The organism is Acinetobacter sp. 742879, assembly GCF_000588535.1.
Lineage (GTDB): Bacteria > Pseudomonadota > Gammaproteobacteria > Pseudomonadales > Moraxellaceae > Acinetobacter > Acinetobacter pittii.
The window spans coordinates 155,425-176,064 of record NZ_JFYC01000008.1 but is presented as its reverse complement, the minus strand read 5'-3'; the positions used below and the strand labels follow the sequence as shown (position 1 = coordinate 176,064).

The 20,640-nt window shown below is 40.2% G+C and carries 13 protein-coding genes, 2 tRNA genes and 3 rRNA genes; 17 read left to right on the top strand and 1 reads right to left on the bottom strand.

All coding sequences use genetic code 11. From position 1 onward, the window contains the following. Positions 1-124: 124 nt before the first annotated feature. From J690_RS16030 to hisC, 12 genes are all read left to right on the top strand, one after another. Positions 125-1,662 (top strand): 16S ribosomal RNA (locus J690_RS16030). A 59-nt stretch (positions 1,663-1,721) separates the two neighbouring features. Beyond that, a tRNA-Ile gene (locus J690_RS16025) sits at positions 1,722-1,798 on the top strand. A 55-nt stretch (positions 1,799-1,853) separates the two neighbouring features. Then, a tRNA-Ala gene (locus J690_RS16020) sits at positions 1,854-1,929 on the top strand. 352 nt (positions 1,930-2,281) lie between these two features. Beyond that, positions 2,282-5,172: ribosomal RNA gene (locus J690_RS16015) — 23S ribosomal RNA — on the top strand. Between the two features lie 186 nt (positions 5,173-5,358). After that, a 5S ribosomal RNA gene (gene rrf, locus J690_RS16010) occupies positions 5,359-5,473 on the top strand. Together the 16S, 23S and 5S rRNA genes with 2 tRNA genes alongside form the textbook arrangement of a ribosomal RNA operon. Positions 5,474-5,857: 384 nt before the next feature. Beyond that, positions 5,858-7,306 (top strand): RNA polymerase factor sigma-54, encoded by a 1,449-nt coding sequence (locus J690_RS16005; protein WP_032036897.1) that lies wholly within the window; start codon positions 5,858-5,860, stop codon positions 7,304-7,306. A 167-nt stretch (positions 7,307-7,473) separates the two neighbouring features. Beyond that, positions 7,474-7,812: a ribosome hibernation-promoting factor, HPF/YfiA family gene (gene hpf / locus J690_RS16000; protein WP_032036895.1), complete on the top strand. Its 339-nt coding sequence runs from the start codon at positions 7,474-7,476 to the stop codon at positions 7,810-7,812. 138 nt (positions 7,813-7,950) lie between these two features. Next, complete coding sequence (gene ibaG / locus J690_RS15995; protein ID WP_002115399.1) at positions 7,951-8,202, top strand: BolA family iron metabolism protein IbaG; 252 nt, start codon at positions 7,951-7,953, stop codon at positions 8,200-8,202. A gap of 6 nt (positions 8,203-8,208) precedes the next feature. Beyond that, entirely contained in the window at positions 8,209-9,465 is a 1,257-nt protein-coding gene (gene murA / locus J690_RS15990) for a UDP-N-acetylglucosamine 1-carboxyvinyltransferase (protein ID WP_002115380.1), read from the top strand. After that, positions 9,465-10,148: an ATP phosphoribosyltransferase gene (hisG, locus tag J690_RS15985; protein ID WP_005071248.1), complete on the top strand. Its 684-nt coding sequence runs from the start codon at positions 9,465-9,467 to the stop codon at positions 10,146-10,148. Before murA ends, hisG begins: the two co-directional genes overlap by 1 nt. A 106-nt stretch (positions 10,149-10,254) precedes the next feature. Then, positions 10,255-11,544: a histidinol dehydrogenase gene (gene hisD / locus J690_RS15980; RefSeq protein WP_032036894.1), complete on the top strand. Its 1,290-nt coding sequence runs from the start codon at positions 10,255-10,257 to the stop codon at positions 11,542-11,544. A gap of 69 nt (positions 11,545-11,613) precedes the next feature. Then, entirely contained in the window at positions 11,614-12,699 is a 1,086-nt protein-coding gene (gene hisC, locus J690_RS15975) for a histidinol-phosphate transaminase (protein ID WP_032036892.1), read from the top strand. Between the two features lie 3 nt (positions 12,700-12,702). Here the strand turns inward: hisC and J690_RS15970 are convergent, their stop codons facing one another. Then, complete coding sequence (locus J690_RS15970) at positions 12,703-14,055, bottom strand: anthranilate synthase component I family protein (RefSeq protein WP_032036890.1); 1,353 nt, start codon at positions 14,053-14,055, stop codon at positions 12,703-12,705. A 355-nt stretch (positions 14,056-14,410) separates the two neighbouring features. Between J690_RS15970 and filA the strand changes: the two genes are divergently transcribed. The 5 genes from filA to filE all read left to right on the top strand — a co-directional run bounded on the left by filA (position 14,411) and on the right by filE (position 20,638). After that, on the top strand, positions 14,411-15,301 hold the full coding sequence (gene filA / locus J690_RS15965) for a putative pilus system protein FilA (RefSeq protein WP_032036889.1): 891 nt from the start codon (positions 14,411-14,413) through the stop codon (positions 15,299-15,301). A gap of 298 nt (positions 15,302-15,599) precedes the next feature. Further along, a complete protein-coding gene (gene filB / locus J690_RS15960) occupies positions 15,600-16,433 on the top strand; it encodes a putative pilus system C39 family peptidase FilB (RefSeq protein WP_032004351.1) in 834 nt (277 codons plus the stop codon). A 45-nt stretch (positions 16,434-16,478) separates the two neighbouring features. Next, positions 16,479-17,675 carry a putative pilus system protein FilC gene (gene filC / locus J690_RS15955; protein ID WP_068906706.1) on the top strand — a complete coding sequence of 399 codons (1,197 nt, stop codon included), beginning with the start codon at positions 16,479-16,481 and terminating at the stop codon, positions 17,673-17,675. Between the two features lie 12 nt (positions 17,676-17,687). Continuing rightward, positions 17,688-19,352 carry a putative pilus system OmpP1/FadL family transporter FilD gene (filD, locus tag J690_RS15950; protein ID WP_017387473.1) on the top strand — a complete coding sequence of 555 codons (1,665 nt, stop codon included), beginning with the start codon at positions 17,688-17,690 and terminating at the stop codon, positions 19,350-19,352. A gap of 17 nt (positions 19,353-19,369) precedes the next feature. Next, positions 19,370-20,638 (top strand): putative pilus assembly protein FilE, encoded by a 1,269-nt coding sequence (gene filE, locus J690_RS24305; protein ID WP_130136872.1) that lies wholly within the window; start codon positions 19,370-19,372, stop codon positions 20,636-20,638. The last annotated feature ends 2 nt before the right edge of the window (positions 20,639-20,640 follow it).

Here is a 20,640-nt window from a genome sequence, read left to right as displayed (position 1 = left end):
TAATCGAAATAATTTTCATTGATTGATTGGTTTAAATTACTCGAAGTTTATTTGAGCGAAATTTAAGTCAGTAATTGATGAGCCAGAATTGGCACCTTGTCTTTAATAAGGTGCAAAATGATTTTAACTGAAGAGTTTGATCATGGCTCAGATTGAACGCTGGCGGCAGGCTTAACACATGCAAGTCGAGCGGAGAGAGGTAGCTTGCTACTGATCTTAGCGGCGGACGGGTGAGTAATGCTTAGGAATCTGCCTATTAGTGGGGGACAACATTTCGAAAGGAATGCTAATACCGCATACGTCCTACGGGAGAAAGCAGGGGATCTTCGGACCTTGCGCTAATAGATGAGCCTAAGTCGGATTAGCTAGTTGGTGGGGTAAAGGCCTACCAAGGCGACGATCTGTAGCGGGTCTGAGAGGATGATCCGCCACACTGGGACTGAGACACGGCCCAGACTCCTACGGGAGGCAGCAGTGGGGAATATTGGACAATGGGCGCAAGCCTGATCCAGCCATGCCGCGTGTGTGAAGAAGGCCTTATGGTTGTAAAGCACTTTAAGCGAGGAGGAGGCTACTTTAGTTAATACCTAGAGATAGTGGACGTTACTCGCAGAATAAGCACCGGCTAACTCTGTGCCAGCAGCCGCGGTAATACAGAGGGTGCAAGCGTTAATCGGATTTACTGGGCGTAAAGCGCGCGTAGGCGGCTAATTAAGTCAAATGTGAAATCCCCGAGCTTAACTTGGGAATTGCATTCGATACTGGTTAGCTAGAGTGTGGGAGAGGATGGTAGAATTCCAGGTGTAGCGGTGAAATGCGTAGAGATCTGGAGGAATACCGATGGCGAAGGCAGCCATCTGGCCTAACACTGACGCTGAGGTGCGAAAGCATGGGGAGCAAACAGGATTAGATACCCTGGTAGTCCATGCCGTAAACGATGTCTACTAGCCGTTGGGGCCTTTGAGGCTTTAGTGGCGCAGCTAACGCGATAAGTAGACCGCCTGGGGAGTACGGTCGCAAGACTAAAACTCAAATGAATTGACGGGGGCCCGCACAAGCGGTGGAGCATGTGGTTTAATTCGATGCAACGCGAAGAACCTTACCTGGCCTTGACATAGTAAGAACTTTCCAGAGATGGATTGGTGCCTTCGGGAACTTACATACAGGTGCTGCATGGCTGTCGTCAGCTCGTGTCGTGAGATGTTGGGTTAAGTCCCGCAACGAGCGCAACCCTTTTCCTTATTTGCCAGCGAGTAATGTCGGGAACTTTAAGGATACTGCCAGTGACAAACTGGAGGAAGGCGGGGACGACGTCAAGTCATCATGGCCCTTACGGCCAGGGCTACACACGTGCTACAATGGTCGGTACAAAGGGTTGCTACCTAGCGATAGGATGCTAATCTCAAAAAGCCGATCGTAGTCCGGATTGGAGTCTGCAACTCGACTCCATGAAGTCGGAATCGCTAGTAATCGCGGATCAGAATGCCGCGGTGAATACGTTCCCGGGCCTTGTACACACCGCCCGTCACACCATGGGAGTTTGTTGCACCAGAAGTAGCTAGCCTAACTGCAAAGAGGGCGGTTACCACGGTGTGGCCGATGACTGGGGTGAAGTCGTAACAAGGTAGCCGTAGGGGAACCTGCGGCTGGATCACCTCCTTAACGAAAGATTGACGATTGGTAAGAATCCACAACAAGTTGTTCTTCATAGATGTATCTGAGGGTCTGTAGCTCAGTTGGTTAGAGCACACGCTTGATAAGCGTGGGGTCACAAGTTCAAGTCTTGTCAGACCCACCATGACTTTGACTGGTTGAAGTTATAGATAAAAGATACATGACTGATGATGTAAGCTGGGGACTTAGCTTAGTTGGTAGAGCGCCTGCTTTGCACGCAGGAGGTCAGGAGTTCGACTCTCCTAGTCTCCACCAGAACTTAAGAGAAGTTCGGATTACAGAAATTAGTAAATAGAGATTTCGGTCTTGGTTTATTAACTTCTGTGATTTAAGTATCACGGTATTAAGCATGACCTGACGAAGGCATGTTTATTCATTAACAGATTGGCAAAATTGAGTCTGAAATAAATTGTTCACTCAAGAGTTTAGGTTAAGCAATTAATCTAGATGAATTGAGAACTAGCAAATTAACTGAATCAAGCGTTTTGGTATATGAATTTAGATTGAAGCTGTACAGTGTTTAAGTACACAGACAACAGATAGTAGCGATGAAGAATCGCACGGACAACACTCACTTGTAGGTGTTGACGACTGTTTGGGGTTGTATAGTCAAGTAATTAAGTGCATGTGGTGGATGCCTTGGCAGTCAGAGGCGATGAAAGACGTGATAGCCTGCGAAAAGCTCCGGGGAGGCGGCAAATATCCTTTGATCCGGAGATTTCTGAATGGGGGAACCCACCTACTTTAAGGTAGGTATTGCAACATGAATACATAGTGTTGCAAGGCGAACGAGGGGAAGTGAAACATCTCAGTACCCTTAGGAAAAGAAATCAATTGAGATTCCCTCAGTAGCGGCGAGCGAACGGGGATCAGCCCATTAAGTTATGTGTGTTTTAGTGGAACGCTCTGGGAAGTGCGAACGTAGAGGGTGATATTCCCGTACACGAAAGGGCACACATAATGATGACGAGTAGGGCGAGGCACGTGAAACCTTGTCTGAATATGGGGGGACCATCCTCCAAGGCTAAATACTCCTGACTGACCGATAGTGAACCAGTACCGTGAGGGAAAGGCGAAAAGAACCCCTGTGAGGGGAGTGAAATAGATCCTGAAACCGCATGCATACAAGCAGTGGGAGCACCTTCGTGGTGTGACTGCGTACCTTTTGTATAATGGGTCAGCGACTTATATTCAGTAGCGAGGTTAACCGTATAGGGGAGCCGTAGAGAAATCGAGTCTTAATAGGGCGTTTAGTTGCTGGGTATAGACCCGAAACCAGGCGATCTATCCATGAGCAGGTTGAAGGTTGGGTAACACTAACTGGAGGACCGAACCCACTGTCGTTGAAAAGCCAGGGGATGACTTGTGGATAGGGGTGAAAGGCTAATCAAGCCTGGTGATAGCTGGTTCTCCCCGAAAGCTATTTAGGTAGCGCCTCGGACGAATACCATAGGGGGTAGAGCACTGTTTCGGCTAGGGGGTCATCCCGACTTACCAAACCGATGCAAACTCCGAATACCTATGAGTACTATCCGGGAGACAGACTGCGGGTGCTAACGTCCGTAGTCAAGAGGAAAACAATCCAGACCGCCAGCTAAGGCCCCAAAATCATAGTTAAGTGGGAAACGATGTGGGAAGGCATAGACAGCTAGGAGGTTGGCTTAGAAGCAGCCACCCTTTAAAGAAAGCGTAATAGCTCACTAGTCGAGTCGGCCTGCGCGGAAGATGTAACGGGGCTAAAACTATGTGCCGAAGCTGCGGATTTGACATTAGTCAAGTGGTAGGGGAGCGTTCTGTAAGCCGATGAAGGTGTATTGAGAAGTATGCTGGAGGTATCAGAAGTGCGAATGCTGACGTGAGTAACGACAAAACGGGTGAAAAACCCGTTCGCCGAAAGACCAAGGGTTCCAGTCCAACGTTAATCGGGGCTGGGTGAGTCGACCCCTAAGGCGAGGCCGAAAGGCGTAGTCGATGGGAAATTGGTTAATATTCCAATACTTCTGTGTAATGCGATGAGAGGACGGAGAAGGTTAAGTCAGCCTGGCGTTGGTTGTCCAGGTGGAAGGATGTAGGTATGTATCTTAGGCAAATCCGGGGTACTCTATACTGAGATCCGATAGCAAGCTGTACTTGTACAGTGAAGTGGCTGATACCATGCTTCCAGGAAAAGTCTCTAAGCTTCAGTTACACAGGAATCGTACCCGAAACCGACACAGGTGGTCAGGTCGAGTAGACCAAGGCGCTTGAGAGAACTCTGCTGAAGGAACTAGGCAAAATGGTACCGTAACTTCGGGAGAAGGTACGCTGTTGTTGGTGATGGAACTTGCTTCCTGAGCTGACGACAGCCGCAGAAACCAGGCCGCTGCAACTGTTTATTAAAAACATAGCACTCTGCAAACACGAAAGTGGACGTATAGGGTGTGATGCCTGCCCGGTGCTGGAAGGTTAATTGATGGGGTTAGCGTAAGCGAAGCTCTTGATCGAAGCCCCAGTAAACGGCGGCCGTAACTATAACGGTCCTAAGGTAGCGAAATTCCTTGTCGGGTAAGTTCCGACCTGCACGAATGGCATAATGATGGCGGCGCTGTCTCCAGCAGAGGCTCAGTGAAATCGAAATCGCTGTGAAGATGCAGTGTACCCGCGGCTAGACGGAAAGACCCCGTGAACCTTTACTGCAGCTTGACACTGAACTTTGACCTTACTTGTGTAGGATAGGTGGGAGGCTTTGAAGTTGGAACGCTAGTTCCAATGGAGCCGTCCTTGAAATACCACCCTGGTAATGTTGAGGTTCTAACTCTGTCCCGTTATCCGGGACGAGGACCGTGTCTGGTGGGTAGTTTGACTGGGGCGGTCTCCTCCTAAAGAGTAACGGAGGAGTACGAAGGTGCGCTCAGCGTGGTCGGAAATCACGCGTAGAGTATAAAGGCAAAAGCGCGCTTAACTGCGAGACCCACAAGTCGAGCAGGTACGAAAGTAGGTCTTAGTGATCCGGTGGTTCTGTATGGAAGGGCCATCGCTCAACGGATAAAAGGTACTCTGGGGATAACAGGCTGATACCGCCCAAGAGTTCATATCGACGGCGGTGTTTGGCACCTCGATGTCGGCTCATCTCATCCTGGGGCTGAAGCAGGTCCCAAGGGTATGGCTGTTCGCCATTTAAAGAGGTACGCGAGCTGGGTTTAGAACGTCGTGAGACAGTTCGGTCCCTATCTACCGTGGGCGCTGGAAATTTGAGAGGATCTGCTCCTAGTACGAGAGGACCAGAGTGGACGAACCTCTGGTGTACCGGTTGTGACGCCAGTCGCATCGCCGGGTAGCTATGTTCGGAAGGGATAACCGCTGAAAGCATCTAAGCGGGAAGCCTACCTCAAGATAAGATTTCCCTAGGAATTTATTCCTCTAAAGAGCCGTTCGAGACTAGGACGTTGATAGGTTGGATGTGGAAGCATAGTGATATGTGAAGCTGACCAATACTAATTGCTCGTGAGGCTTGACTATACAACACCCAAGCAGTTGTATATGAAGCATCAATCGATTCATAAACATGCAAAGCAACTTGATTTAGTTAAACACTTAGCTAAAATGAACAACGAAAAATCAGACCAATCAGCCCATCTGTAAAGATTTGGAAAACGCAACGTATCACACAGTGAATAAAACGAAGCAAGTATCCATACCAGTTGTGCTGGCGACCATAGCAAGAGTGAACCACCTGATCCCTTCCCGAACTCAGAAGTGAAACCTCTTAGCGCTGATGGTAGTGTGGGGTTACCCATGTGAGAGTAAGTCATCGCCAGCTCATTATTCTAAACACCCCCATTCTAATGAATGGGGGTGTTTTTTTATGTGATAAAAAATATATGTGTGGGAAATAAACATAAAATTAAACTATGACTTGAGTTTTTAAATTTAATAGAAAAACTATACAATCGAAGGGTAATCAATTAAACAAAATTAAAAGAGAACTACCTCCTCCTAATTAACTTTTTATAACAAGATTTCGCGTCTGACTTTATTTGAGAACTATGTTTGATAGAATTAATTTAATAAGATTATTTTTATAATTGGAAAAATCTCTTTTTTCTTCTGCAAATTTCAGTTGGATATGTATGACAAATGGAGACTATATGTTATAAATATTGAATAGGCATGATTTTTGCTTGTTTTATGGAAAATGAAATATATGAAATTATCTGTTGGATTGAAAGTAGCGAATTCTCTATCGTTAACACCTCAATTGCAGCAGGCGATTCGTTTGTTACAACTCTCTAGTTTAGAGCTTGAACAGGAAATTCAGATTCAACTAGATAGTAATCCTTTACTTGAAAAAATAGAAGAAGAATCACTAACGGAGAGTCTGGCTGCATTAGAAAATAAAGAATCGGATGACTTAACGACTGAGCTAAATGCAGATCATTTACCTGATGATTTACCTGTTGATACAGAGTGGGATGATGTTTATACCCATCAATCAACAGCTTTGGCTACTCCAGAATTTGAAGAGCGAGAGGATAATCGCCAAGTTCAATTATCGCTAAAGGAATATATTCTAGAACAAGTTAATCTTTTGCATTTTTCTAAAATCGATCAATTAATTGCTTATTGTATTGTTGATGCATTAGATGATAAGGGATTTTTAGATGCTGAAATTGAAGAAATAATTTTAGCGGCACAACAATTATTGAATGAAATGGATATTGAGGAAGAGATTGAAGAAGATGAGGTCTTAGTTGTTTTAAAACATATTCAACGACTTGATCCTTTAGGGATTGGTTCGCGTAATTTAGCGGAATGTTTAAAGGTACAGCTCGAATTTCTACCAAAAGATGTTGAATATCTAAATGAGGCAAAAAATCTATTACAGTATTATGAGCTTTTGATAGCGAATGATCTTAATAAATTACTCAAACAAACTGGTTTAACGAAAGACCAATTAAAGTTTGCAATCAATCTTTTAAAAACGTTAAAACCTTATCCTGGTATGGAATTTGATAAGCAAGAATCTGATTATCAAATTCCCGATGTAGTGGTTTCAAAAAAAGATTTACATTGGCAGGTTCAGCTAAACCCAGATGTACTTCCTAAATTAAGAATTAATTCTTTTTACTCTAGTATGATTCGTAGAGCAGATCAGAGTGAGGATAATTTATATTTACGTAACCAGATGCTTGAGGCGAAAAACTTTATCAAAAGTATTGATGAAAGGCATAAAACGTTATTAAAAGTAGCTTCTTGTATCGTAGAGCATCAAAAAGCTTTTTTGGAAATAGGCCCGGAAGCGATGAAGCCGCTAGTTCTTCGAGACGTGGCAGAAGAAGTCGAATTGCATGAATCCACAGTTTCTCGTGTAACTACAAATAAATATATGCTTACGCCTCGTGGTCTATTTGAGTTGAAATATTTTTTCTCTAGCCATGTAGGAACAACAGCAGGGGGAGAGGCCTCTTCCACCGCAATTCGGGCAATGATTAAGAAACTAGTCGCCAATGAAAATCCACGTAAGCCTTTGTCAGATAATGTAATTGCTACATTGTTAAAGGATGAGGGAATTGAAGTGGCTCGAAGAACGGTCGCAAAATATCGAGAATCGTTACATATTCCTTCGTCGTCTGAAAGAAAAGTCTTGATCTGAATTTTGAAGTATGGCTATTCTAGAGATTCATTATGACGAAATAATGAAATTTCATTTTCACCAAGAGAGTAACTAAAATGGTTTAATTGTCCTAAGTTTTCTTTTTGATAGCATTAAATCGTTTTAGTTCTTCTTTAGATAACCTAAAAAAGGTGAGGGATAGAATTATGCAAATAACGATTCGTGGACATCATTTAGCAATTACACCAGCTATAGAAGAAAATATTAAATCAAAATTTAATCAGTTAATAAAACACTTAGATCAGGTGAATAGTATGCAGATTAAATTAACAAAAGATCATCAAATTGATAAGCGCTCTCATAAAGGTAGTTCGAACCATGTTGCAGAGGCTATTGTAAGATTGCCGGGAATTGAGTTATTTGCTCAGGCAACTGCTGATGATATGTATACTTCAATTAAAAAACTAACTGAAAAATTAAAAAAACAATTATTAAAATATCGGAAAATGCAGTGCACTTATTCGCAAGTTACTGTTTCTATTTAATAAGTTTTATATAATTGAAAGAGGCTTGAAACATAGCCTCTTTTTTATTGATAAAATATAAACACGTACTGAATTCTTTGAAAAAGTTATAGTAAAATACTTCGTTTTACACCTTAGGTTGTGTCAGAGGTCTTTGCAATGAATAGTGAACAGCTCACTCAAATTTTAAAAGAAGCTTTCCCTGAAGCGGAAGTAGCGGTGAGCGGACAGGCCGGAAAATTTGACCTCCGTATTGTGGATGATCAATTTGACGGTAAGCGTACTGTTGCTCGCCAACAATTAGTTTATGCACCATTAAATACTTATATTGCAAGTGGCGAAGTTCACGCGGTAACAATTCGTGCAATGACCAAAGATGAATGGCGTAAAGCAAGCCTTTTCGGAGCTTAAATATTAATGGATAAATTTTTAATTACGGGTGGTGTTAAGCTCGACGGGGAAGTGCGCATTTCTGGTGCTAAAAATGCAGCTTTACCATTACTTGCTGCAACTATTCTTGCAGACTCTCCAATTACGATCACTAATGTTCCAAATCTTAAAGACGTAAATACTTTGGTCAAGTTGATTGGTGGTTTAGGGGTTACAATCGGCTATGAAAATGACACAGTAAAAGCTGATACCTCTACTTTAGATAATCAGTTTGCTCCATATGAACTAGTAAAAACAATGCGCGCCTCAATTTTGGTTTTAGGACCATTATTAGCGCGTTACGGTAATGCGAAAGTTTCTTTACCAGGTGGTTGTGCAATTGGATCACGTCCAGTTGATCAGCATTTAAAAGCCTTAGAAGCTTTAGGTGCACATATTGAAGTTGAAAATGGTTATGTCCATGCTTCAGTTGAAGGTCGTTTAAAAGGTGGCGAAGTTGTTTTTGATATGGTTACCGTTGGTGGTACTGAAAACATCTTGATGGCTGCTGCGCTGGCTGATGGTGTTACGACTATTCGTAATGCAGCTCGTGAGCCTGAGATCACTGACCTTGCTCAAATGCTCATTAAAATGGGTGCCAAGATTGAAGGACTTGATACTGATACTCTTGTTGTAACTGGAGTAGAAAGTTTGCATGGCTGTGAATATGCTGTGGTAGCTGATCGTATCGAAACGGGTTCTTATTTGGCAGCTGCTGCAATTACGGGCGGTCGTGTCAAGACTACACATACCGACCCTGCATTACTTGAATCTGTTTTGGATAAGTTTGAAGAAATGGGTGCTGAAGTCACTCGTGGTGATGACTGGATCGAACTTGATATGTTAGGCAAACGCCCTAAAGCTGTAAGTTTTAGAACTTTGCCACATCCAGAGTTTCCAACAGATATGCAAGCTCAGCTTATGGCTGTAAATGCTATTGGTCGTGGATTTGCAACTATCTCTGAAACGATTTTTGAAAATCGTTTTATGCATGTTCCTGAATTGTCACGCATGGGTGCTAATATTCAGGTTGAAGGTCACGATGCTGTCGTAACTGGAGTAGAAACTTTACAGGCTGCACCCGTAATGGCAACAGATTTGCGTGCTTCGTTCTCTCTAGTTTTGGCAGCTTTAGTGGCAGAAGGAGATACCTTAATTGACCGTATCTACCATATTGACCGTGGTTATGAGCATGTCGAAGAGAAACTTCAAGGTTTAGGTGCCAAAATTAAGCGAGTAAGTTAATGAATGATGTAAGAAACGATGATCCTAATTTTGATGTGATGGGCAATTTTGATCATGGTTTGACCTTGGCACTCAGTAAAGGGCGTATCTTAAAAGAGACGTTACCTTTACTGGCTACAGCGGGTATTAATTTGCTCGAAGATCCGGAAAAGTCCCGCAAACTGATTTTTCCTACTACGCATAAGCAAGTACGTATTTTGATTTTACGTGCATCTGATGTGCCTACCTATGTAGAAAATGGCGCAGCAGATTTAGGTGTAGCAGGCAAAGATGTGTTGATGGAACATGGCGCTCAGCATGTATATGAGCTACTTGACCTGAAAATCGCTAAGTGTAAATTAATGACTGCTGGTAAAGTGGGAATGGAACGTCCAAAAGGCCGTTTAAAAATTGCCACGAAATACGTCAATCTTACACGTCAGTATTATGCAAGCTTAGGTGAGCAAGTCGATGTGATCAAACTCTATGGTTCTATGGAGTTAGCGCCTTTAGTAGGTTTGGGTGATTACATTGTGGATGTGGTTGATACTGGTAATACTCTAAGAGCGAATGGTCTTGAGCCATTAGAGGAGATTTGCAAAGTCTCTTCACGTTTAATTGTAAATAAAGCCAGCTTTAAACGTAAGCAAACTTTATTAAACCCAATCATTTCACAGCTCGAGCAAGCTGTTCAATCACGTTAAAAGCAATTTCCCATCATGCTTTTGTGATAGTTGCTTCAGATGATGCCCACAAGCGCTTAGAAAAAGAGTAAACTTAGTTTTTCTTTTTCGCCTTGTGGGTAAATTGATGCGACGTTTATCGACTCAAGATCAGAACTTCAAACAGGTTTTTGCTGAGCTTTTAGCATTTGAAACTGTGAATGATCTTAATTTAGTGCAAACAGTAGATCAAATTATTGCTGATGTTCGTCAGCATGGTGATGATCATGTTTTAAAGCTTACTCAACAGTTCGATCGACATCCTGCGCATCAATTTTCAGATTTAGAATTATCTCAACAACAACTTAAAACTGCTTTTGATAATTTAAGCCCAGAAATTCGTGATGCTCTAGAGTTAGCAGCAAAGCGTATTCGTTCATTTCATGAAGCTCAGAAACAAGAGAGCTGGACTTATATAGATGATTTGGGTAATACATTAGGACAAAAAGTCACACCTCTAGACCGTGTGGGTATTTACGTACCAGGTGGTTTAGCCTCTTATCCGTCTTCAGTTTTAATGAATGCAGTGCCAGCCCATGTTGCTGGTGTACCTGAAATTATTATGGTTGTTCCTGCACCAAACGGTGAACTAAATCCATTAGTTCTAGCGGCAGCTTACCTTGCAGGAGTGAGTCGGGTATTCACCATTGGGGGAGCTCAAGCTGTAGCAGCTCTTGCTTATGGTACTCAGACCATTCCACCTGTAGATAAAATTACTGGCCCTGGAAATCGTTTTGTGGCAGCTGCCAAACGCGCTGTATTTGGTCAGGTCGGTATTGATATGATTGCTGGACCTTCTGAAATTTTAGTATATGCAGAAGGTGAAAATAATGCAGATTGGTTAGCTATGGATGTTTTATCTCAGGCTGAACATGACACAGTTGCTCAAGCTATTTTCATTACTCCTGATGAAGCTTTGCTTAATGCGGTAGAGTTGGCAATTGAAAAGCATTTAAATGAATTGCCAAAGGCAGACATTGCGAGAACTTCGATTGAAAACCGTGGTGCTTTGGTATTAGTAAAGGACCGTGCAGAAGCAATTGATTTAATTAACCAAGTTGCACCAGAACATTTGGAACTTTGCTTAGATGATGCTGAGACTATGAGTGAAGATATTCGTCATGCTGGAGCAATTTTCATGGGGCGCTATACACCTGAAGCAATTGGTGATTATTGTGCAGGTCCAAACCATGTATTGCCGACTTCCGGAACTGCTCGTTTTTCTTCTCCATTAGGTGTTTATGATTTCCAAAAACGTTCGAGCTTAATCATGTGTTCGAAAGATGGAGTCAAATCGTTAGCCAAAACAGCCGACATCTTAGCTGTCCAAGAGAACTTAGATGCCCATGCACGCTCAGCTCGCTATCGTTATCAATAAGCTTATAAACCTTGTAGTTTTTTAATTATTACTCAGGGCTGGTTTTCAGCCCTTTTTTGAGATAAGACCATGACTTTATCTACAGCACAAATGCGCTTTTGGAGTCCAGAAGTTCGTGAGTTAGAGCCGTACGTTCCTGGTGAACAGCCTAAAATTCAGAATTTATTGAAGCTCAATACAAATGAAAACCCATATCCGCCATCACCAAAAGTAGTTGAAGCAGTTCAAGCTGTTTTAACTCATCAGGCTGATGCATTGCGTTTATATCCAGACCCAGATGCTACGGCATTAAAACATGCGATTGCTAAGCAACAGAATATTGATGTTTCACAAGTTTTTGTTGGTAATGGCTCAGATGAAGTGCTTGCTCATATTTTTAAAGCATTTTTTCTTCAAGATGAACCAATTCTTTATCCAGATATCACTTATAGCTTTTACCCAGTTTATAGTCAGTTTTTTGGTACAAAGATTAAAGAAATCCCACTCAATGATAATTTTGAGATAGAAGTTAAAGATTATGTGCAACCAAATGGTGGGGTTATTATTACAAACCCTAATGCTCCAACAAGTATTGCACTAGGTTTAGCAGAAATAGAACAAATTTTAAAAGCTAACCCAGATCGGGTGGTTGTCATTGATGAGGCTTATGTTGATTTTGGTGCAGAATCAGCTGTGAGTTTAGTAAATCGCTATGAGAATCTGGTTGTGTGTCAAACAACTTCAAAATCTCGCTCTCTTGCGGGTTTACGCGTTGGCTTCGCGATTGCTCAGTCTCATTTAATTGCTGCACTTGAAGCTGTCAAAAATAGTTTTAACTCATATCCTATTGACCGTTTTGCAATTGCAGCAGCGGTAGCCTCTTTTGAAGATCAAACTTATTTTGAAGAACAATGTCAAAAAGTTATTTCTAGTCGTGAAAAGCTAGTAGATGAATTAACTGCTTTGGGCTTTAAAGTTTTACCTTCTAAAGCAAACTTTATTTTTGCTTCACATCCATCGCATGATGCAGGTCAGCTTGCACAGCAATTACGTGAGCAGGGCATTATTGTGCGCTATTTCAATAAGCCTCGTATTAATCAATTCTTGCGAATTACTGTAGGAACTGATGAGCAAAATGAGCGTTTAGTACAGACATTAAAAGAAGATATTCTCTAAATTTTACTCTGCTGTGCTGTTCATCAAGTTCAGCATAGCAGAGACTTTATCAAGACTTTCTTGATATTCTGCTTCTGCATTTGATGCAATCGTAATACCACCACCTGCCCATAAAGAGAGCTGATTCTGATATTGTTGAAAACTACGGATGAGAATATTCCAGCGGCCAGTTCCATCAAAATTGAAGTAACCCATTGTCCCGCAATATGCACCTCTTGCTGATTCCTCTAACTCTTCAATGATCTGCATTGCCCGAATTTTGGGAGCTCCTGTGATTGAACCTCCTGGTAAGGCAGAGAGCAGCATTTGCATAGGATTAATATCATCTTTAAGGGTCGCAACGATCTCGCTTACCATGTGATGTACCTGATTAAAACTTTCAATCTCGAATAATTTTGTTGTTTTTACAGATCCTGTATTGGCATAAATGCTCAAATCATTACGTAATAAATCGACAATCATCACATTTTCTGCTTGGTCTTTTTGAGAGTTTTTTAAGGTTTGTTTAGAAATAAAATCTTTTTCTGCATTCTCATAGCGAGGCATTGTGCCTTTAATAGGTCTAGTTTTAATTTGTTCATTTTGATTAAATTCGATGAAAAGCTCGGGAGAGCAACTTAATAATTCAAAATCATCTAATTTTAAATAACCTGCATATGGAGCATTTGTAAGTTGCCATAAGTCTTTAGCTTTATTTAATAAGGATCCTGAAAATTTAGCTTTAAACTCTTGGGTTAAATTAATTTGATAGCAGTCACCAGCTTTAATGTATTCTTGTATTTTATAGAAAGCATCGAAATATTGTTTTTTAGACCATCTTGGTTGAATAGTTGTTTTTAATTCAAATATATTTTTAGAGTTATTAGAACCAAAATTCTCTATTTTATTTTCAATATATGAGAATAGATCAATTGCATTTTCTTCATCACTAAAAAAGTACCAATCATTATCTATATATTTTAAAAAAGATCGATATTGGCCTAGGAATAGAGAAGGTTGTATATGATTTCGTCCATTAATAAATTGATGTGCACTGAAATCATAGCTGATAAAACCAATATAACCACCCATAAAACTTGTTGTTGATTTAATGTCTTTATTTAAATTGTTTTCTTTAAATTGAATGAAATTTAAGAGTTGATTTGATTTTGATCTATTTTTATATTCGTTGAAATTTTGGCGCTCAAAATCTAAATAATTTTCATTTTGAATAATAATATAATCTTGCGGAAGAAATCCGATAATTGGGTTGTTATTATCATTTAAATAAATAAGCCCAGTTAAACCATTTAATTTTTTTAAAATATCGGCAGCATTTTTACTATATAAAGAGATTTTTTTCTTTAACTGAGACATTTTTAAATAAAAGAGTGTTTAATGAGAGAGTAGTTAGTTTACTATAAGTTGTACTTCATCAGGAGAAAGTCTTTTAAATACTAAACTTTTTGCTGATAAAATGAACGAAATTTTCAACTTAGAATTTATTGTTTTTAACAAGGTTTGTGTAGAAAAACTTGAGTGTACCGTTTGTCGGGTAGTTGGCAAAAAATGCACAACACTAGTTGAACAAAAATTAACGTAGATGTAATTTAGTAATTGCTAAGCAAAACTACTCAAGGATTGGAAGTTTCGGTTGCCATATAAAGAAAAATGCAATTTGAGACAATAGAGTGGTTAAGTCAAAAAATAAATGCTCTTGGGAGAGTGCTCAATGAAAATGTTTACTAAACTTGCTTTAGTTTCTTCTTTAGCTATCAGTGCAAATGCAATGGCAATGCAGTCAATGGACGATGCTGCGCTTAGTGCTGCTACAGGTCAAGATGGTATTAATATCGGTATCGCTTTAGGTGCTGGCGGTATTTCTATCGATAAAGTATTTATTCATGATAATGATGGTTTAGACCCTGCTACAGGTATTACAGGTGCTGCGGCAACAGCTGGTGCGATTGTAGTAAGCGGAGTATCTGTTACACAGGTTGATCAAACTGCTAATTTGTTGGATCTTAAAATTGATAGTGTTGGTGCAGCTGGTAATAATGGCGCGTTTTTAAACGTTGCTGCAAACGTGGGTGCTGTTAATGTAAGTGTTGGTTCTATTGGTGTGGGTACTTCTGGTACTTTAAATACAACTACTGCTGTACGTGGTATTAATGAAACTGCTCCAACTGAAATTATCTCTGGTTTAGATTTGTCTCTAGGGGCAATTTCAGCCAACGTACAATTAGGTACTACTCCACAGGGTGCGATGATTAAAGTGAACTCTGCTTTACAGGGCGGTTTAACACTATCTAACTTTGGTATCAACGACGCTGCGGGGGGGGGATCGATTTTATTGGATAAAGTAATGGTTCGAGGCGCTGGTAATACGACTGGTGATTTAGATGTTGATGCTGAAATTTCAGTTGTACCAACAGGTTTACAAATCCAAAATAACAGTACTCAAGGTATGAACGTTTATGTACAGGGTGTACGTTTAGGTACAAATACTAAAGCAACTGATGGTACTTGGGGTACCGGTGCGGTTAAAGCAGCTTCAATTGGTGATGTTGAAATTCAAGGTTTAAATGTAGGGACTTCTACAATTACAATCTCAGGTCATTAATCTGAGTGTTTAATTAAAAAGCGCGTTTAATACGCGCTTTTTAATTTATTAATTGTCTAATTTAACTATATAAAAATATATTTTTTATTGATAAAAATAAGCTGTTAAATTAAAAAACGATTTAAATTAATCACACAAGTCTCTCTATTTTTATAAAACTAAACGTTCATCAAAAAAAAGTAAAAAAAGGCTGTTTTTTTCAAAAAAAAAAGGTATCTTCAACACACAGGGATGTAGAGCTATTGCTCTAAGAATAAAATGAATAAGGCCAGTAGGCCACCATTTAGAACAAGTGCTTATGTTAGAGATTGCTTTAGGCTCAGCATTGATATATTACTTTGCGACAGAAGCCTTCGAAATAGAAAAAAAGCCACCGGGAACTGTTTATTATACAGAGACTGCCGATTCACGTAATTTATCTTTTCGCCGTAATCATATTGAACCAGTTCAGATTAAACCAGCTGTAGAAGATCAGTTCCGAGGTATTGTTCGACAAGCTTATGACTATAGCTGTGGTTCAGCTGCTCTTACTACACTTTTAAATGGTTATGTGGGAACCAGTTTGACTGAACAACAAACAATGAGTGGTTTACTTCAGTATGGTGAATATCAACGAATTATTGAACGCCGAAGCTTCTCACTACTTGATATGAAGCGCTTTGTAACTGCTATTGGTTTAGAAAGTGGGGGGTATCGAGGGGAGTTTTCTGATTTAGTCAATCTTGGACAACCTGCAATCGTTCCAATTTCTTATGCTGGTTTTAAACATTTTGTCGTATATAAAGCTTATAAAGATGGACGAGTCTATGTTGCTGATCCTGCATTAGGGAATATCAGCTTTGATGAAAATCGTTTTAAAGAGGTTTGGGATAATAATACATTATTCGTTGTTTCTGTTCCTGAATCTCAACGTAAAGACCTATTGGCCTTAAAAGACTCAGATATGCGTCATGTGGAAGATGCAACTGTTAACCGTTATGCATTTGTGGATGTGCAATATCCAACATTCAATTATGACCGTTTAGCAAATAAAGCATCAACTATGCGTAGGGTACTGGATAAAGACCCAAATTCTGCAACCTATAATCAGCCAATTGAAACATATATGCGTCTTTACTATAAGCGTAAATAATCAAATATGAATTGAGTAAAATAAATACATTAGGTGGGAAGAAACATGAATAATCGATGGATGAAGATGAGTGTGTTGGCATTAAGTATGAGTGCTATTACGGGCACACTTTATGCAAATGACCAAGTCGCACAAACTGAAGCTGAAGTTCAAAACACCACAGTTGTTTCTGACGCGAGTACAGGATCAGTAGTAACATCAACAGATTCAGTTCAAGAAGCGAGTACAACTCCAGCTACAGACGTTGTAACTACTGAACCTGCTCCTGTTGAGGCAGCAAATACTGGAGCTAATCAAGCTGCTACTGCTTTACAGAAAAAAGAAGGTGATGCGACTCAAGAGACAAATTTGCAAGAAGTATTTACTTCAAATGAGCGCCAATATTCATTGATTAAAAGAGGCGTATTTTCAGCCTATTACGATCTCGATTATACCTATTATCGCGATACTCGAATTGATTTAGCTTTAGCTGATGACTCATCTCAACTTAACCGTTTACGTGTTGAAGAAGATGCGAACCATACTTTAACGAATAGTTTTACTGTTCAATATGGGATATTGGACAACTTAACATTATCTGCAACAGTTCCTTTCGTTGCAAAATCTGAAATTGTTAGAGATACAACTGCAGCGGGTTTAGGTGATATTTCTTTAGGGGCGCGCTGGGAACCTTTCCCGTTAAAGCAAGGCCGTTTGCCATTGGTATTATTTGGTAACCTATCAACAAAAACTGGGGATAGCCCTTACGAAATTGGTTTAGATGAGCTTTCAACAGGTAAAGGATATTACTCTGTTGGGGTAGGAGCAAGTACCCGTAAATATATTGATCCAGTGGTTTTATTTGCCTCTGCTTCTGCAAATTATGGATTTAAAGAAACAGGTTTAAATCAGGCACGTGGTGGTGGGGCGAATGGTCCTCGTTATCTAGAGAGTTTTGACCCTGGTATTAGTGGTGGTTTCTCTTTCGGTTTTGCTTACTCATTTAATTATGACGTTTCATTAACCATGTCATATCAACAAAGCTTTAACATGGATGCTGAGTTCCAGTTTAAGGATGGCGAGTCATATCAGTCGCCAGACCAAAGTAGCGCGATGTTGTCCTTTGCTTTAGGTGTACGTGTTTCACCTGAAACGATTGTTAATGGCACAGTGGGTATTGGTTTAACCGAAGATGCACCAGATGTTTCGCTTGGTCTATCTTTCCCGCTAGATTTTATAGGCTTTGGCAAAAAAACAAAATAAGGAGATAGGCAGGTGAAATATCCTAAATTATGTCCTTTAACGGCGGCAATTGTGATCTCCGGGTTTTCTAGCTTTGCCAACGCTCAATTGGGACAAAACTTAGCTGTTGATATTCGTTCACTATCGATGGGGAATGCTGTAACTGCAGATCCGCCTGGTATTAGTGCAATTCATTTTAACCCTGCGGCGTTAGCAAAAATTGATGGGTTACAGACAGATGTGCAAGGAATTTTAGCGAACTTTGATATTCAGCGTGAATTCTCGGCACCCCCTGGTTATAACGTTTTTGGCTACTCAGATGACCCTCTTGTTTGTAATGATGGTCCAGAAGTTACAGCTAATATTTGTACTGATTTTAAAGGCCCTGTGCGTGGTGATGTTGAATACGCTAGCTTATATATTCCAATTCTAAAAAAAATGGTTGATTTAGGGGAGGGTTATCCACTCGCTGCTCCTACCGCAGGGATTGCCTATAAACCACCAGGCTCAAAGCTGACTTATGCTACTGCAATTTATGCACCTTTAATTGCAGGTTTTGGCGCTGAAAATGGTAACGCAGGAAACTTTATGGGCCAGCAAGTTGCTGTTGAGCGGATTACTTATTTGTCTCCATCTTTTGGTTATCAAGTAAATGACCATTTGTCGATCGGTGCTTCGGTTGGTATGTCTTATAACGCTCTTGCCATGAAAACCGATTTACGTTTTCCCAATGATATGATTGGAGTATTGCGTATGGTTGATGATGTAGTATGCGGGCCTTTTAAAGATAATAACGATATGATTACTAATCTATTGTTATTTGGTTTATGTAATACTCAAGAAGGTATGAATCCATTCAAGAAAATGGGATCACTTCAAGTTTCTATGGAGCAGTCTTTAAGCCCAAGCTATAACTTAGGATTAATGTGGGAACCGACGGACGATTTTGGCTTTGGTATGGTTTATCAAAGTGCCGCTAAAATGCGTATGAAAGGGAAATACCTAATTAATAATGCTAAGGCTCCTCAAGAGTTAATTAAAGGTCTAAATTCTTCTGCTACAGGATCGGTTTTGGCTCAAATTCTCGGTTTACCGGGGAATGTACCAAGCTCTGAGTCTGGACTGGCTGCGATGGATCTGGAATATCCTGCACATTTTCAAGCAGGGATTAAATATAAAATATTCCCTGATTTGCAAGTTAACTTTGATGTGGGTTGGACTGATTATTCTGCATGGGATAAGTTCAAGTTTGAATTTGATAGACAGATTACCTTACTCAAAGTTGCCAAACTTTTATCAAATGATGTGACAGATGCATCATTAGCTTTGCCTCTAAAGTTTACCTCACCATGGAGCTGGGGTATTGGTTTAGAGTATTCCGCAACAGATCGTTTGAAGTTACGTGCTGGTTATGAGCCTCGTGCTAGCGCTATTCCAAATGACAAACGTAATACCATGATTCCAATTAATAATGCGCAGTTATTCGGTTTGGGTATTGGGTACCGATTTGATGCAGATACAGATTTGGATCTTTCAGTTGGTTTCTTACGTAGCCGCGATAATATTCCAGCAGGGACTAGTACCTTATCTAATAAAACGGGAGTTGATAATATCCTGTTAAATCCTTATGCCGGTTTGGATGTTAAAACCAATACCAAAGTTACAGTACTCGGGTTAAATTATAGAACAAAATGGTAAAATTAAATTGCGAACGGATGTCTCGACCTAGATTTGCTTTTGCGATTTTTTTTGTTGCAATAGCAAGTAATTCTGCTATTTATGCGGATGGTTTCTATACGATTATTGGCCCTGATGGTCGACCGATGATTGTTCCGAGTAAAAGGGTGGAACGAACTGCTACACCGTCTAAGGTGTTAACAAATCCAGAGATAAAGACGTCTCGTCCAGAACAGCAAGTATTGCCAGAAACATCTTTAAAATCAAAAGAATTGCCTAAAGTAATTACGAAATCGTCTAATACTGCACCAACTGCACCAACTGCACCAACTGCACCAACTGCACCAACTGCACCAACTGCACCAACTGCACCAACTGCACCAACTGCACCAACTGTCTCGATAAAGAAACAATCTACAGTTTCAAAACAGACAAAAATAAGCAAAGAAGAATCAAAAATTATTAATCAAAAGTCTACTTTTGCGACTACTAAAGAAAAAACAGTGATAACGGATTCTGCTTCCCAACAAAAGATTGTAGAAAAAGTAGAACCGAATTCGCTTCCACCCTTGTCTAAGGATATCGTTACTTCATCAGCACCAGTAGCACCAAAAAACGATGAGACGAAGTACACTACCATTGATGGTGTGGAATACGTTAATAATGAATATTTAGAGAATCAAGAATTTAATCTAGAAGGGAAAAAACGTTTTTATATTATGCCTGATGGTTTAGGTCGTACTGAATCTATTGAGCGTAAAAAAGGTGTTGGTCAGTCTATCCTTGATAACGTATTGCATCGATCTCAAGAAGATCAAGTCTCTTCTGTGGTATTAGCTCCTACTTATGTGAGACTTTCGCACAAAGAGTTAGCAAGCACTTTTGAAAATGATTTGTGTTTTATTAATGGCTATAACAAATCAATTAAAAAGCTAAGCCAGAATAAAGAAGTTGGGTTATGGCCGAGAAAACCTCTTAAAGAAAAATTTGAATACGAAGTCGTAAAAGTAGATTCTTCTATTAAGAATATACAAGTAGCTTCCTATGCTACAACCAATGATAAGCCTGTATATTATTGGCCCCTCGCTGTTTTCTTGGATGAAAAGGGGTGTGTTATAGAAGGTGCTAGTGGTTTTAAAAGTAAGTCGTATCCTGCGACGATTTTACAACATGCATCGATTTTAGGCGTTTTACAGGTGCCAGAACGTACACACTATATTATGTTAACGCCTTTATCGTCGGCTGTGGATATGCCAGATCAGGAACTATCTAATCAGGGACAAATTAAAATTTCGGTATTACGTTAAAA

What these genes read in the sequence shown, in the direction of transcription:
- J690_RS16005 (WP_032036897.1), top strand. Translation starts at nt 5,858, where the DNA reads ATGAAATTATCTGTTGGATTGAAAGTAGCGAATTCTCTATCGTTAACA.
- hpf (WP_032036895.1), top strand. Translation starts at nt 7,474, where the DNA reads ATGCAAATAACGATTCGTGGACATCATTTAGCAATTACACCAGCTATA.
- ibaG (WP_002115399.1), top strand. Translation starts at nt 7,951, where the DNA reads ATGAATAGTGAACAGCTCACTCAAATTTTAAAAGAAGCTTTCCCTGAA.
- murA (WP_002115380.1), top strand. Translation starts at nt 8,209, where the DNA reads ATGGATAAATTTTTAATTACGGGTGGTGTTAAGCTCGACGGGGAAGTG.
- hisG (WP_005071248.1), top strand. Translation starts at nt 9,465, where the DNA reads ATGAATGATGTAAGAAACGATGATCCTAATTTTGATGTGATGGGCAAT.
- hisD (WP_032036894.1), top strand. Translation starts at nt 10,255, where the DNA reads ATGCGACGTTTATCGACTCAAGATCAGAACTTCAAACAGGTTTTTGCT.
- hisC (WP_032036892.1), top strand. Translation starts at nt 11,614, where the DNA reads ATGACTTTATCTACAGCACAAATGCGCTTTTGGAGTCCAGAAGTTCGT.
- J690_RS15970 (WP_032036890.1), bottom strand. Translation starts at nt 14,055, where the DNA reads ATGTCTCAGTTAAAGAAAAAAATCTCTTTATATAGTAAAAATGCTGCC.
- filA (WP_032036889.1), top strand. Translation starts at nt 14,411, where the DNA reads ATGAAAATGTTTACTAAACTTGCTTTAGTTTCTTCTTTAGCTATCAGT.
- filB (WP_032004351.1), top strand. Translation starts at nt 15,600, where the DNA reads ATGTTAGAGATTGCTTTAGGCTCAGCATTGATATATTACTTTGCGACA.
- filC (WP_068906706.1), top strand. Translation starts at nt 16,479, where the DNA reads ATGAATAATCGATGGATGAAGATGAGTGTGTTGGCATTAAGTATGAGT.
- filE (WP_130136872.1), top strand. Translation starts at nt 19,370, where the DNA reads ATGTCTCGACCTAGATTTGCTTTTGCGATTTTTTTTGTTGCAATAGCA.